Raw genomic sequence first — 13,696 nt, forward strand, 5'->3', positions numbered from 1 at the left:
CCGAAAGATGCCGCAAACCGAAGGCTATTTGACGGACAAGGAAGCGGCGTAAAAGAATTCGTTCAGCGGCGAGTCGGACGGCGTGGTCCACTCGCGCTCGACCGCGACCCGCTCGTGGTCCCCGACGAACCGGGCGACCAGCCCCTGGTTCTCCTCGGGATTGAGGGTGCAGGTGATGACCGCGATGCGCCCGCCGGGCCGGACCTGTTCCAGGGCGTTGTCCAGGATCTCCCGCTGCAGCAGGGTCAGGTCGCCGAGGTCGGCGGGCCTGCGCTTCCACTTGGTGTCGGGCCGACGCGAAAGCACGCCCAGCCCCGAGCAGGGCATGTCCAGGAGGATGGTGCCGGGCACGCGCGGCGGCTCGGCCGTGGCCGCGTTGGCCTCGAATATCTCCACGCCGGGCAGCTCGCGCGAGAGCGCGGCCAGGCGGCCCCGGTGCGGGTCCGAGGCCAACACGTCGAGCCCCTTTTCCAGCAGGATGCGGGTCTTTCCCCCGCGTCCGGCGCAGGCGTCCCAGACGGGGCCGTCCCACATCTCCGGGTCCAGGGCCTCCACGGCCTGGCGCGCGGCGAAGGACTGCCGGGCCAGGGGCGGATCGGGCTCGCCCTCGAAGCTCGTGCCCGCGGGCAGGGCGAAGCTCATGCCCTCGATGTCGATCAGCTCGGGCCAGCCCGCGATCTCCGCGTACAGGGCGTCCGCCTCGGGGTGACCGAAGAGGTTGAAGCCGAGCGCCGGGGGCTTGAGCTGGGCCTCCAGGTAGTCCGTGGCCGTCTTTTCCCCGTACTCGCGCCACCACAGGTCCACCAGCCACTGCGGGCAGGCGTACCAGCGGGACAGAAATTCGGGCAGGGAGGCGTCCTTGCGGAAGAAGTCCGGGTCGTGGGCGTCGCCGTCCAGCTCGGCCACCCGGCGGAGCACGGCGTTGAACAGCCCGGCCAGGCGCGCGCCCGGCTTGGACTTGGAGAACTCCACGGCCCAGTCCACCGAGGCGTAGGCCGGGATCTTGTCCAGGAACAGGATCTCGTAGGCGGCCACGCCCATGGCCAGACGCATCTTGGGATTGAGCTTGCCGGGGTCCTTGAGGAACCGGGACAGGACGTACTCGATGCGGCCCTTGAGCCGCAGGTAGCCGTAGCTCAGCTCCGTGGCCAGCCCCAGATCGCGCGGGTCGTCCACGCCCGAGGACAGGGCCGCGTCCAGGGAGGCCTGAATGTCCTGCCTGTTCATGAGACAGCGGAACAGGGCTTCGAGAGCCACCCGCCTGGCGGCAGGCAGGGGCTTGGGGGAACGTGCTTGCATACCCCGACTCTTACCCGCCGGACACCCCCTTTGGCAAGGGGGCCGGCCCGACGGCGGCGTGACGAATCCGCGCCGATTCCGCCGCCGGGGGACGATGGCTATTCGAAGAGCTTCTTGGCGGCGTTGCCCGCGTCCTCGGCGGCCTTGTCCATCTGCTGGCCCGCGTCCTGGGCGGCCTTGTCCAGCTTCTTGCCCGTCTTTTCCATGGTCCCTTCCTCGCCGCACCCCAGGCCGACGGTCACGAAGGCGAGGAGGCAGGCGACGACAATGATCTTTTTCAGCAGTTTCATTCAGCTATCCTTTATGGTTGACGATTTTCCAGGCGGCAGGCCTGGCTGTAGTAGGCCGTGCCGAAGGCCATGTCCGTGACCGAGGGGTGGATGATGGCGTTGGCCCCCTGGCCGTATTTCATCCAGCCGCCCCGGCGCATGAGCACGGCCCGGGGATGCAGGCCGTCCTCGACCTCCACCCGGACCTGCATGGCCCCGAGGTCGGTGACCAGATATACGTCGCCCTGCGGGTCCAGGACACCCAGGGCCGGATTGGTCCGTCCGATGCGGACCGTGGGCACGCCGCGCTGGTCCGCCTCGGGGATCTGCGAATGCAGGGACTCGCCGCTCACCACGGTCAGCAGCTGCAGGGGAAAGTCCGGGTCGGGCGCGGGCTCGGGGTGCAGGGCCTCGGGGAAGCGGTACAGCCCGTCCAGGTGGCCGAAGACCAGGTTCTCGAAGGCCACGAAGGGGTGGTTCACCCGGGCGAAGCCGTTCTCCAGCAGCTCGTCGAAGGACACGGCCGAGGCCTTGAGCCCCTCGCGCAGGCAGGTCTCCTCGTCCGGCAGGCGGACGGGCTCGCGCAGCCGCGACCCCAGGTCGGCCAGGATGTCGAAATCCGGCCGGGCCAGGCCGCGCGGGGGCAGGGCCCGGTCGCAGAGGTTGACGTAGTTGTGCACGTAGGAGCCGAGCACGTCGCGCCGCTCGAACATGAGCGCGGGCGGCAGGATGACGTCGGCGCACAGGGCCGTGTCGTTCAGGAACCCGTCCACCACCACGGTGAACGGCGCGGCCAGGGCCTCGGCCACGGCCAGGCCGTCCGGCACCTGGTTGACCACGTTGTGGCCGTCGATCCAGACGAAGTCCACGGGCGGGTCGGCCCGGCGCAGCTCCGCGCCCAGGTCCTGCAACAGCAGCCGCCGCCGCGTGGCCGGTGTTTCGCCGCCCTCGATGAGGTGCGCCCAGGAGCCGAGGTTGCGGCCCGACGAAATGTTGAAGTAGGCCCCGCCGCCGCGCACGCCGATGTTGCCCGAGACCATGGCCACGGCGTTGATGAAGCGGACGTTCTCCCCGCCGAAGCGGTGGCGCTGCAATCCCCAGCCCACGACGGTGGCCGTGTTGCCGCGCTCGGCGTACCACTCGTAGACCATCTCCGCGTCCTCGGCCGGGACGTCGCAGGCAGCGCACAGGTCGCGGAACTTCAGGCCGTCCACCAGGCCGCGCAGGGCGGGCCAGTTCGCGGTCCGGGTCAGGACCCACGGGTTGAGGTCGCCCGCCTCCAGGAAGAGCTTGAGCACGGCGGCCGCCAGGAAACGGTCCGTGCCCGGCCGGATGACCACGTTGACGTCGGAGAACTCGGGCGTGCCGTCCCCGCCCGGCGAGATGGACAGGACCTCGGTGCCGTGCTTGCGCGCCTGCTTCAGCAGGGCGAGCTGGTGCACGGAGCAGCGGGTCATGTCCCGGCCCCAGTTGACCACCCGGTCGCTGTTCAGGATGTCCTCGGGGTCATTGTGGTTGAGCACGCCGAAGTCGCGCAGGCAGGCCTCGATGCCGGTGTCGTCGCAGACGCAGCCGTACACCGTGGACGCGCCCAGCCGCTCGAAAAAGTTGGTGCTGGCCGTGCCCAGGATGCCCCGGTAGCCGTGGCCGTGCACGTGCAGGATGGACTCGGGCACGCGCCGGGCCGCGTCGAGACGGTCCGCGATCAGGCCGAGGGCCGTGTCCCAGTCCGTGGGCTCGAAACCCTCTCCGCGCCGGACGAGCGGCTCGACCACGCGCTCGTCCGAGTCCAGCCGCCGGAAGTAGCGGGCGCCCTTCTTGCAGCAGAATCCCTTGGTGAACGGGTGTTTCGGGTTGCCCCGGACGGTCCGCCTCTCGGTGTCCACCAGCAGCGAACAGGCGTCGCCGCAATCCATGGTGCATGCCGTGACGATCTTCATGCGCATTCCCCCTGGCCGGGAGAGTGGAGAATTTGCCCGGAGAGGTCAAATCGTAAATGCCGATGCCCGACCCCACATTTTTCCACCCCCCGGCCCGCCCCCTTGACAGCGGTTTCGATTTAATGCAGTTGCATTATACAAACGCATTGCGTCGGACGGGACGCGCGGCTAGACTGCACGGCAAGCACTCAGAGAGGTCAAGACATGGGTATGCCGGACAACCCGTCCACCAAGGAACGGATATTTTTCGCGGGAATCGCCCAGTTCGCCCGCCACGGATTCGAGGGGGCCACGGTGCGGGACATCTGCGAGGCGGCCGGAACGGCCAACGCCACGGCCGTGAACTACTACTTCGGGGGCAAGGCGCAACTCTACCGGGCGATCCTGGACGTGGTCTTCGCCGAGAATCGCCGCCGCCGGATGGAGACGGAAAAGAACCAGCCGTCCGAGGGGCTCCCGCCCGAGGAAAAACTGCGGCGGTTCCTGACCGTCATGGTCGAGGTGGGGTTCAGCGACGACCCCGTGGGCAAGGACGTCGTCGCCATCGTGCTCCGGGAGATGACCGCGCCCACCGGGCATCTGGACGCCCTGGTGGAAAATTTCACCCGGCCGGACAACGACGAGCTGTTCGGAATCATCCGGGAGATACTCGGGCCGGACGCGCCCCACGCCGTGGTCCGGGATTCCCTGGCCAGCGTGGGCGGCCAGCTTTTCTACTACATGGCGTTCTGGCCGATCTTCAGCCGGGTGTACCCGGAACACCCGGGCGTCGCCGCCTACAGGGAACCGCTCATCGAGCACATCATGCGGTTCTCCATGGCCGGGCTGCGGGCAACCCGGGAGGCCTTGGGGAAAGGGGGGACCACCCCCCTGTAGACAACAGGAGGGGGTATGACCACACGGCCGAGAAACCACGCCTACGACAACCTGCGAACCCTGATGGTCCTGGCCGTCGTGCTGCTGCACGCGGCCTGCGCCTACGCCCCGAGCATCCCCTGGTGGCACGCCCGGGACGCCGAGTCCCCCCTCTTCGACGTGACCATCCTCACCCTGGACTGCTTTGTCCTGCCGGTACTCTTCTTCATCTCCGGCCTGTTCGCCCACGGCGCGTTCGAGCGCCACGGCACGGCGGGCTTCCTGCGCAACAAGCTGCGCAGGCTCGGCCTGCCGGTCCTCATCCTCCCGGTCTTCTACCTGCCCACCATGGTCTATGTCGGCTACCTGCGCAGGACATCGGAACCACTGAACTTTTTCCAATACTGGCTGCACTGGACCGCGACCCTCGACGACTGGCGGTTCGTGGTCATCACCACCATGCGCCAGGGGGCCGAGTACGCGGACAAGCTCTCGCCCCACCACCTCTGGTTCATCTCCCTGCTCCTGATCTTCTTCCTCGGATATTCCTTGTGGCGGGCCGTGATCCCGACCGCCCGCACCGTGGGGCGCACCCTGCTCATCCCGGCCTCGGCCATGGCCGTGCTCCTCGGGTTCGCGGCCGTCAACCTCCTGGTCCAGGACTGGGCCTGGGCCCGGCTCGGCCCGTTCGTCCTGTTCCAGCCCACCCGCGTGCCGGTCTACCTCGGCATGTTCGTATTCGGCATCCTTGCCCGGCCGCATATGGACCGTCCCCGCCCGTTCCCCGGCCCATGGTGGGCGTGGCTGATCCCCTTTGCCGCCGCCACGGCGGGCATCCTGGTCATGGCACGCACCTTCATGACCACCCCGCCCCCGATCCCGCCGGGCCAGGCCGTGCTCCACGGCGCGCTCAGGGCCGTGGCGGCCGTGGCGGGCGCGGGATGTCTGGTCAACCTCGCCGCATCCCGGCTGAACCGGCCCTCGACGTGGCGGGAATCCCTGTCCGCCAGCTCCTACGACATCTTCCTGTGGCACATGCCCCTGGTCGTCTTTGTCCAGGCGGCCCTGATACAGGCCCCCCTCCCCCTGGCCGCGAAAGGGCTGCTCGCCTTCCTGGCCCCGGCGGGATGCCTCTGGGCCGCCGGCCGGACCGCCGCCCGCACCGGCCCGTGGCTGTGGGCCGGTCTCCTGGCCGCCCTGTTCCTCGGGTTCTGCCTGGCCACCGGATGACCGCGGGACGCCGACAAACGGCCATCCGCGTCGTCAAGCGAATTGCGGGCGAGCCCTAGCCGTCCAATGTACAACGCCCAGGGTGCGCCGCGGAAAATCCAGACCTCCGCGTGGATTCAACCACTCGTCGACCCTGGATTTTGCTTGTGCCCGACAGCCGGCCACCTCTCGGCAGCCTGCCTGATGGGACCGCGTCGGCAACCCGGGGCGTCCCGCCGCGCCGCGCCCCACACTCTTTTTGACAATCATACGCGTTTGGTCTAACCAGATTCGGTTCCAGCGACCCTACATCTATCTAAGGATATTGAACGCGACATGGCGAAAGTACAAAAAATAAAGGGATTCGCGGACCTCTTTCCCGAGGAGGCCGCCAAGTACACCTTCATGGAGGCCTGCGCCCGCGAGATATTCTCGCGCTACGGCTTCGGTGAACTGCGCACGCCCATCCTGGAAAAGACCGAGCTGTTCCAGAAGTCCATCGGCGAGGACACCGACGTGGTCGGCAAGGAGATGTTCACCTTCCCGGACCGCAAGGACCGCTCCCTGACCATGCGCCCCGAGGCCACGGCGGGCGTGGTCCGCGCGTTCATCGAATCCAAGACCTATCAGCCGGGCAACATCTCGAAATTCTTCACCTTCGGCCCCATGTTCCGGTACGAGCGCCCGCAGAAGGGCCGCCAGCGCCAGTTCCACCAGATCAATGCCGAGTGCTTCGGGGCGGACGAGCCCCAGGCCGACGCCGAGCTGATCCTCATGCTGACCGCCTTCCTGCGCCGCATCGGGCTCAGGGACCTGACCGTGGAGCTCAACTCGCTCGGCTGCCACGAGTGCCGCCCGGCCTACAAGCAGGCCCTGGTGGACTACTACCACGCCCAGGACAAGGCGAAGTTCTGCGAGGACTGCCAGCGGCGCATGGAGACCAACCCCCTGCGCGTGCTCGACTGCAAGGTGCCCACCTGCAAGGAGCTGGTCAAGGACGCCCCGGTCATCACCGACCACCTCTGCCCGGACTGCCGGGCCCACTTCGCGGACGTGCGCGCCGTGCTGGACGGGGCGGGCGTGGCCTACGTCCTGAACCCCCGCCTGGTGCGCGGCCTGGACTACTACGTGCGGACCTGCTTCGAGGTGACCAGCAACGACATCGGGGCCCAGACCTCGGTGGCGGGCGGCGGCCGCTACGACGGGCTGATCAGGAGCCTGGACGGCCCGGACTGCCCCGGCACCGGCTTCGCCTGCGGTATGGAGCGCCTCGCCCTGCTGCTCGGCGACGTCGCGCCCGAGGCCCCGGACTTCTACCTGGCCGTGGTCGCCCCGGAGGCGGCAAACGAGGCCATGCTCTTCGCCCAGGCCCTGCGCAACAAGGGACTCCGGGGCGAAGTCAGCTTCGCGGGCGGGTCCATGAAGTCCCGCATGCGCGCGGCCAACAAGTCCGGCGCCGGGACCTGCCTGATCCTGGGCGAGGCCGAGCTGGCCGACAGGACCGTGACCGTCAAGGACATGGCCGGGAACCGGGAACAGGAAACCCTGGACCGGGCCCTGTACCTGGCCAGTCTGTAGAGATATTTGGATGCCGCCGCGCGGCGGGGTCGGGTGACTTCGCCTCCGGCGGCCAAAGGCCGAGGGCCTTTGGAATCCCGTATGCGGCGCCGCCGCAAGGTTGTTGAGCTAGGGCCTTCACAGGGCGCCCCCCGCCCGCCGAAGGCGCGACAAACAGTTTTGGAAGATTCTTAAGAGACCTTCAAAAGGTCTCTTAAGCCGCCGGAGGCAAGCCCCCCGCAGGGGCCGCCGGAGGCCATACAATACGAGACACCGGAGAGAGAATGTCCGAACAAGAGAGAGATTACGACGAGTTCCGCGTCATAGAGGACCTGGCTGGCTGGCGGCGCACGCACCACAACAACGAGCTGACCGCCGCCGACATGGACCGGGAGGTCTGCCTCATGGGCTGGGTCCAGTTCCGCCGCGACCACGGCGGGCTGATCTTCCTGGACCTGCGCGACCGCGAGGGCATGACCCAGGTAGTCTTCAACCCCGAGGACAACGCCACGGTCCACGAACGCGCCCACGCCATCCGCCCCGAGTACGTGGTGGCGGTCAAGGGTCGGGTCCGCCCGCGTCCCGAGGGCATGGCCAACCCGAACATGATCACCGGCGAGATCGAGATCGAGGTCACGGACTACAAGCTGCTGAACACCTCCGAGACGCCGCCCTTCCCCATCGAGGACCGCGTCGAGGTGGCCGAGAACCTGCGCCTCAAATACCGCTTCCTGGACCTGCGGCGGCCCTCCCTGGCCCGCAACTTCATCCTGCGCAACAAGGCCGCGCAGTCGGTCCGCCGCTACCTGGACGCACTCGGCTTCCTCGAGGTGGAGACCCCGGTGCTGACCAAGTCCACCCCCGAGGGCGCGCGCGACTTCCTGGTGCCGAGCCGGGTCAACCAGGGCGAGTTCTACGCCCTGCCCCAGTCCCCGCAGCTGTTCAAGCAGATGCTCATGGTCGCGGGCATGGACCGCTATTTCCAGATCGTCAAATGCTTCCGCGACGAGGACCTGCGCGCCGACCGCCAGCCCGAGTTCACCCAGATCGACATCGAGATGTCCTTCGTGGACGAGGCGCTGATCCAGGACATGGCCGAGGGCATGGTCCGGACCCTGTTCCGGGAGACCATCGGCGTGAACCTGCCCGACCCGTTCCCGCGCATGACCTTTGCCGACGCCATGCGCGACTACGGCGTGGACAAGCCGGACCTGCGCTTCGAGCTCAAGCACATCGACATCACCGACGTGTTCAAGGAGTCCGGGTTCAAGGTCTTCGCCTCCTCCGAACTGGTCAAGGTCATGGTCGTGCCCGGCGGGGCCGAGCTGTCCCGCAAGGAAATCGACGAATACACCAAGTTCGTGGAGATCTACGGCTCCAAGGGGCTGGCCTGGATCAAGGTCAAGGAGGACGGCGAGTGGCAGTCCCCCATCGTCAAATTCTTCTCGGAAGCTGAGATCGCCACCCTGCGCGAGCGCTCCGGCTGCAAGCCCGGCGACATCCTCTTCTTCCAGGCCGGTCCGGCCGACGTGGCCAACGCCGCGCTCGGCAACCTGCGCTGCGAGCTGGGCAAGCGCTTCAACCTGATCCGCGAGGGCGAGTTCAAGCCCGTGTGGATCACCGACTTCCCGCTCCTCGAGTGGGACCCGGACGAGAAGCGCTTCGTGGCCCGGCACCATCCCTTCACCTCGGCCCGGCCCGAGCAGATGCAGGTCCTCAAGGAGGACCCGGGCCAGGCCATCGCCCGGGCCTACGACATAGTCATGAACGGCTTCGAGGTGGGCGGCGGCTCCATCCGCATCCACACCGAGGAGCAGCAGGAGGCCATGTTCGCGGCGCTCGGCATCGGCAAGGAAGAGGCCGAGGAGAAGTTCGGCTTCCTCATGAACGCGCTCCGCTACGGCGCGCCGCCCCACGGCGGCATCGCCTTCGGCCTGGACCGCCTGATCATGATCCTGACCGGGTCCAAGTCCATCCGCGACGTCATCGCCTTCCCCAAGACCCAGAAGGCCACCTGCCTCCTGACCGAGGCCCCGTCCGAGGTCCCGAACAAGCAGCTCCGCGAACTGGGCATCCGGTTGCGCGAGAAGAAAAAAGAAGAATAGTACGCCGTGCCGGAGGGAAGCGGCCCGCCGCTTCCCTCCCGCCTTCCCCCGCGGCGCCCCCCGCTTCCGGCGGATGGGGCGGACCGCGGAAAAGTCTACCAAATCCGGCTGGTTTCTTTTTGGAACTGGCCTTTTGAATTTCCGTACTTATTGAGATAGTAGATAACTTCAATCACGCCGCAACCGGACTCTATGTCCCTACCCATCCTCCCTGCGGCGCGATAAAACTTCCATAAAAAGAAGAGGATGGAGGCCCGGAGGCAACCACGATGCGATTAGAGATATGTACCTGGCCCGACGAGGTACTCGAGGCCAAGGCCGAACCCATCACCGAGATCACGCCCGAACTGGACGAACTCATCGAGAACATGGTCCAGACCATGTACGAGTCCGACGGCGTCGGATTGGCCGCCCCGCAGGTGAACCAGTCCATCCGGCTGATCTGCGTGGACCAGACCGGTCCCAAGGAGCGCGGCGACCTGCGGGTGCTCATCAACCCGGAGATCGTCGAGTGCGACGGCGAGGTGGAGTCCGACGAGGGCTGCCTCAGCTGCCCGGAGCTGAACCTCAAGGTCCGGCGCAAGGAGCGGGTCAAGGTCAAGGCCCTGAACCGCTCGGGCAAGGAGATCTGCGTGGAGACCGGCGGCCTGCTGGCCATCATCCTGCAGCACGAGATCGACCATCTGGAGGGCGTGACCCTGGCCGACCGCTCGGGCCGCCTGAAGAAAGCCATGTACCGCAAGAAGGCCCTGAGATGGAAGAGATAGCCAACGGAACGAGCTCGCCGGAGTCCTGGGGCGCGGTGGCCCTCAAGCCCCTGCGCGTGGTTTTCATGGGCACCCCGGACTTCGCGGCCGAGGCGCTTGAAATCCTGCTCAAGTTCGACGCCGCCCAGGTGGTGGCCGCGTACACCCAGCCGGACCGGCCCTGCGGGCGCGGCAGGCAGTGCACGCCGTCGGCGGTCAAGCGGGTGGCGCTCGAACACGGCATCCCGGTCCTCCAGCCGGTCAACTTCAAGGACCCGGCGGACGTGGCCGAACTGGCGGCCCTTGCGCCCGACGTCCTGGTGGTGGCGGCCTACGGGCTGATCCTGCCCCAGTCGGTCCTCGACATCCCGGCCATCCTGCCGCTGAACATCCACGCCTCGCTGCTGCCCCACTGGCGCGGCGCGGCCCCGATCCAGCGGGCCGTGGAGAACGGCGACGTGGTCACCGGCATCTCGATCATGAAGATGGAGGCAGGGCTGGACACCGGCCCGGTCATGGTCCAGCGCGCCCTGCGCATCGGCCACAACGACCACGCGGGGACCATCCACGACGAGCTGGCCAAGCTTGGCGGCATCTGCATCTGCGAGGCCCTGGCCCGGCTCCAGACCGGGGCCTACGACCTCAAGCCCCAGGACGACGCCCTGGCCACCTACGCGAAAAAGCTGGAAAAGAAGGAAGGCGAGATCGACTGGAACCGGCCCGCCGAGGCGATCCACAACCAGATTCGGGCCATGTACCCCTGGCCCGGCGCGTTCTTCGACTGGACCAACCCGGACGGCAAGGTCCTGCGCCTGCTCGTGACGCCGGGCGAAATCTCCGAGGAGTCGGCCCCCAAGGTCGCGCCCGGCACGGTGCTGGGCGAGATGGACGGCAAACTGGCCATCACCACGGCGGACAGGATATACCTGACCCCGGAGGTCAAGCCGCAGGGCAAAAAGGGCATGGACGCCACGGCCTTCACCTGCGGATACATGAAGGAATGCAAGTAGTCGCCCCCCTGGACCAGCCACGGTCCGTGCACCGGGCGCGCAAGCGCCTGTTCGTCGGATTGATCAGCGTCTCCTGCCTGGTCATGTGCGTGTTCCTGGCCCTGCTCTGGGTGGTGCCGTACATCGGCCTGGACACCATCCACCCGGCGGCCAAGTGGGTTCTCGGCGCGCTGGTCATCGCCCTCATCGGCCTGGTCTGCGTGGCCTACTGGGGGCTGTTCCTGAACATCGTCACCAAAAAGCCCCTGCCCGGCGCGCGCCGTTTCCGGGGGCTGACCATCAAGCTGTTCCTGCCGCTCATGGTCCTGCTGGGCCGGGCCATCGGCATACGCAAGGAACACATCATGCTGTCGTTCATCTCGGTGAACAACGAGCTGGTCCTGGCCGAGGCCGGACGGTACGCCCCCGGCGAAATCCTCCTGCTCATGCCCCACTGCCTGCAAAACTCCCGCTGCGACCGGCGGCTGACCTACGACATCAACAACTGCGTGCGCTGCGGCAAGTGCCCTATGGCCGGACTGCTCGAACTGCACGACCGCTACGGCGTGAACCTGGCCATCGCCACGGGCGGGACCGTGGCCCGGCGCATCGTGGTCCAGCTGCGGCCCCGGCTGATCATCGCCGTGGCCTGTTACCGGGACCTCTCCTCCGGCATCCAGGACACCTACCCCCTGCCGGTCTTCGGCGTGCTCAACGAGCGGCCCCACGGCCCCTGCCTGGACACCACGGTCTCCCTGCCCGTGGTCGAGAAGATGCTCGGCCGGTTCATCGACCCGAACAAGGCCAAGGACGGCCGGACCATCTCCACGGGCCAGGCAGCCCAAAGCTGACCCCCCTGCCCCGCCGCGCGGCGACCATCGCCCGCCCGGCCCACCCTTCCCGCTACCGCCTCCCGCTCGGCCGCGCCCGGCAAACCCCGAGCCTATGCGAACGCTTGACTGATCGATCAGCCCCACGCTAAAAGTAGGGTATTGACTGAGCCCGGCCCATGCGAGTCCATTCCCATGCCAGCCGTCTCGTTTGATCCGACTGGAGCCCTACCCCATTGTGTCGCCAACAAGGAGCATCGCCATGTCCAAAAAGGAAGTGGAGCGTCTGCTGATCGCAGGCGGAGAGAATAAGAGCGTCAAGGCCAAGTACAACGCCATCGCCAGCAAGGAGGCCTTTGTGGCCGCCGCCGCCGAGGATGGGTATGATTTCACCGTCGAGGAGTTGGACGCGGTACTGAAAGAGTCCGGCGACGACTTCACCACCTACGGCAATCCCCCCGCCCGCTCCATCTGGTGGGCCTAGTTTTGCGTCGCGGGCTCTCAGGTTCCGTCTGAGAGCCCGCAACGGCTTCTTTCTCCCCCCTTCTCTCGTCCCATCTGACGGTGGATGATCCACCTCTTGGTTCGGGCCGCGCATCCGCGACTGAGCTTTGGGTTGTTTTCGTTACATTGCATTTCGCCTTTACGGCTACTTCCTTTTTTGCCGGCGCAGAAAAAAGGAAGCAAAAACTGCGCTGCGGTGCTGCCGCGCGCCGACGGACCCAAGAGCCCGTAGGCGGCTTTCGCTGGTTGTGAGCGAATGCCTGCCGCGCAGACGCGCTCAAACCCGCGCTTTCGCCGCCGAACACGGGCTCTAGGGTCCGTCGCCGATTACCGCTCTTCGGGTGCGAGGAGTGGGCCGGGGCGGATGGCCGGGTACGAAGAGGTCTGAGGTCGAGAAGTTGTCCGCGCTGGCGCGAGCGGGGTTGTGGCGGATCGCCTGCGGCAGGCTTGGGAGGGAGAGACTCCTTGGATTTGTCCGCGCATCCGCGTCGGGGCTTTGGGTTGTTTTCGTTACATCGTGTTTCGCCTTTACGGCGACTTCCTTTTTTGCCGGCGCAGAAAAAAGGAAGCAAAAACTGCGCTGCGGTGCTGCCGCCCGCCGACGGACCCAAGAGCCCGTAAGCGGCTTTCGCTGGTTGTGAGCGAATGTCTGCCGCGCAGGCGCGCTCAAACCCGCGCTTTCGCCGCCGGACACGGGCTCTAGGGTCCGCCGCCGATTACCGCTCTTCGGGTGTGGGGAGTGGGCCGGGGCGGATGGCCGGGTACGAAGAGGTGGGGGGCGGTGAGGTTGGCCGCGCTCGCGCGGTTGAGGTTGGGGGCCTCGTCTGTGGGCGCTTGTAAGGGATGCCGTTGGTTTAACCTCGCTCGCACCACAGGGGTGTGGCGGATCGCCTTGGCGACGGCCACCGAAACGCAGGTGAAGCGCGTCGCAGGATGCTCAGGAAAGCCCCCCGCATCCCCTCCCCCTATCATGGCTCTTCCAACGAAAATTTCCGCCTACTGCCTTACCTCCAATCCGACAGCCTCCCAACCGCGCCCACTGGAGCGATTCGGGTGCCCCCGGCACCCGACAGCGGCTCTCCGCCCCGCCCCCCGGCCCGCCCTCCCGCGTCCCACCGCCACTCTTCAATCACCCAACCAGCCCTGGAGGGGGCGCGTAGAAGCCGACCGCGAAGGGGTGGCGGCTCTTGTCCCTTCGAGGCTCGGTCTCCCCCAAAAGAGGCCATTCCGCTCCGGGAGTCGCACTATACTTTTGCTCAGATGGAGCCGCCCCGAGCGGATCGGATTCTTGCGACCCCTCCCCGGGCGGCCGTGCTACCCCCCAAGGCCTTTTTTTTCGTCTATTTTTTTGGGCCAGCAAAAAAATGGACCCCGCCGGGAGGGCATGGAGCAA

General features: G+C 67.0%; 11 protein-coding genes. 8 read left to right on the forward strand and 3 right to left on the reverse strand.

Annotated elements, in window-relative coordinates; genetic code table 11:
* Positions 1 to 24 precede the first annotated feature (24 nt).
* The 3 genes from DND132_RS09995 to DND132_RS10005 all read right to left on the reverse strand — a co-directional run bounded on the left by DND132_RS09995 (position 25) and on the right by DND132_RS10005 (position 3,508).
* Positions 25 to 1,299, reverse strand: a complete 1,275-nt coding sequence (locus tag DND132_RS09995; protein WP_014322615.1) for a transcription antitermination factor NusB — start codon at positions 1,297 to 1,299, stop codon at positions 25 to 27.
* Positions 1,300 to 1,397: 98 nt separating this feature from the next.
* The gene (locus tag DND132_RS10000; protein ID WP_014322616.1) at positions 1,398 to 1,589 is read right to left on the reverse strand and encodes a hypothetical protein; all 192 of its coding nucleotides are present in this window, start codon (positions 1,587 to 1,589) and stop codon (positions 1,398 to 1,400) included.
* A gap of 11 nt (positions 1,590 to 1,600) precedes the next feature.
* Positions 1,601 to 3,508 (reverse strand): molybdopterin-dependent oxidoreductase, encoded by a 1,908-nt coding sequence (locus tag DND132_RS10005; RefSeq protein WP_014322617.1) that lies wholly within the window; start codon positions 3,506 to 3,508, stop codon positions 1,601 to 1,603.
* Positions 3,509 to 3,712: 204 nt separating this feature from the next.
* On the opposite strand from DND132_RS10005, the gene DND132_RS10010 reads away from it, so the two are divergent.
* The 8 genes from DND132_RS10010 (at position 3,713) to DND132_RS10045 (ending at position 12,283) form a co-directional block, all read left to right on the forward strand.
* Entirely contained in the window at positions 3,713 to 4,384 is a 672-nt protein-coding gene (locus DND132_RS10010; RefSeq protein WP_014322618.1) for a TetR/AcrR family transcriptional regulator, read from the forward strand.
* 15 nt (positions 4,385 to 4,399) lie between these two features.
* A complete protein-coding gene (locus tag DND132_RS10015) occupies positions 4,400 to 5,593 on the forward strand; it encodes an acyltransferase family protein (RefSeq protein ID WP_014322619.1) in 1,194 nt (397 codons plus the stop codon).
* 315 nt (positions 5,594 to 5,908) lie between these two features.
* Positions 5,909 to 7,150, forward strand: coding sequence for a histidine--tRNA ligase (gene hisS / locus DND132_RS10020; RefSeq protein ID WP_014322620.1), 1,242 nt, complete (start codon positions 5,909 to 5,911; stop codon positions 7,148 to 7,150).
* Between the two features lie 263 nt (positions 7,151 to 7,413).
* Positions 7,414 to 9,234: an aspartate--tRNA ligase gene (gene aspS, locus DND132_RS10025; RefSeq protein WP_014322621.1), complete on the forward strand. Its 1,821-nt coding sequence runs from the start codon at positions 7,414 to 7,416 to the stop codon at positions 9,232 to 9,234.
* A 269-nt stretch (positions 9,235 to 9,503) separates the two neighbouring features.
* Positions 9,504 to 10,001: a peptide deformylase gene (def, locus tag DND132_RS10030; protein ID WP_014322622.1), complete on the forward strand. Its 498-nt coding sequence runs from the start codon at positions 9,504 to 9,506 to the stop codon at positions 9,999 to 10,001.
* On the forward strand, positions 9,989 to 10,990 hold the full coding sequence (fmt, locus tag DND132_RS10035) for a methionyl-tRNA formyltransferase (protein WP_014322623.1): 1,002 nt from the start codon (positions 9,989 to 9,991) through the stop codon (positions 10,988 to 10,990). The genes def and fmt overlap by 13 nt, the downstream gene beginning before the upstream one ends.
* Entirely contained in the window at positions 10,981 to 11,820 is an 840-nt protein-coding gene (locus DND132_RS10040; protein ID WP_014322624.1) for a DUF116 domain-containing protein, read from the forward strand. The genes fmt and DND132_RS10040 overlap by 10 nt, the downstream gene beginning before the upstream one ends.
* A gap of 241 nt (positions 11,821 to 12,061) precedes the next feature.
* Positions 12,062 to 12,283, forward strand: a complete 222-nt coding sequence (locus DND132_RS10045) for a Nif11-like leader peptide family natural product precursor (RefSeq protein WP_014322625.1) — start codon at positions 12,062 to 12,064, stop codon at positions 12,281 to 12,283.
* The last annotated feature ends 1,413 nt before the right edge of the window (positions 12,284 to 13,696 follow it).

The organism is Pseudodesulfovibrio mercurii (assembly GCF_000189295.2).
Lineage (GTDB): Bacteria > Desulfobacterota > Desulfovibrionia > Desulfovibrionales > Desulfovibrionaceae > Pseudodesulfovibrio > Pseudodesulfovibrio mercurii.

Excerpts from the sequence above, each read along its gene's own strand:
- DND132_RS09995 (WP_014322615.1), bottom strand. The coding sequence starts at position 1,299 with ATGCAAGCACGTTCCCCCAAGCCCCTGCCTGCCGCCAGGCGGGTGGCT.
- DND132_RS10000 (WP_014322616.1), bottom strand. The coding sequence starts at position 1,589 with ATGAAACTGCTGAAAAAGATCATTGTCGTCGCCTGCCTCCTCGCCTTC.
- DND132_RS10005 (WP_014322617.1), bottom strand. The coding sequence starts at position 3,508 with ATGAAGATCGTCACGGCATGCACCATGGATTGCGGCGACGCCTGTTCG.
- DND132_RS10010 (WP_014322618.1), top strand. The coding sequence starts at position 3,713 with ATGGGTATGCCGGACAACCCGTCCACCAAGGAACGGATATTTTTCGCG.
- DND132_RS10015 (WP_014322619.1), top strand. The coding sequence starts at position 4,400 with ATGACCACACGGCCGAGAAACCACGCCTACGACAACCTGCGAACCCTG.
- hisS (WP_014322620.1), top strand. The coding sequence starts at position 5,909 with ATGGCGAAAGTACAAAAAATAAAGGGATTCGCGGACCTCTTTCCCGAG.
- aspS (WP_014322621.1), top strand. The coding sequence starts at position 7,414 with ATGTCCGAACAAGAGAGAGATTACGACGAGTTCCGCGTCATAGAGGAC.
- def (WP_014322622.1), top strand. The coding sequence starts at position 9,504 with ATGCGATTAGAGATATGTACCTGGCCCGACGAGGTACTCGAGGCCAAG.
- fmt (WP_014322623.1), top strand. The coding sequence starts at position 9,989 with ATGGAAGAGATAGCCAACGGAACGAGCTCGCCGGAGTCCTGGGGCGCG.
- DND132_RS10040 (WP_014322624.1), top strand. The coding sequence starts at position 10,981 with ATGCAAGTAGTCGCCCCCCTGGACCAGCCACGGTCCGTGCACCGGGCG.
- DND132_RS10045 (WP_014322625.1), top strand. The coding sequence starts at position 12,062 with ATGTCCAAAAAGGAAGTGGAGCGTCTGCTGATCGCAGGCGGAGAGAAT.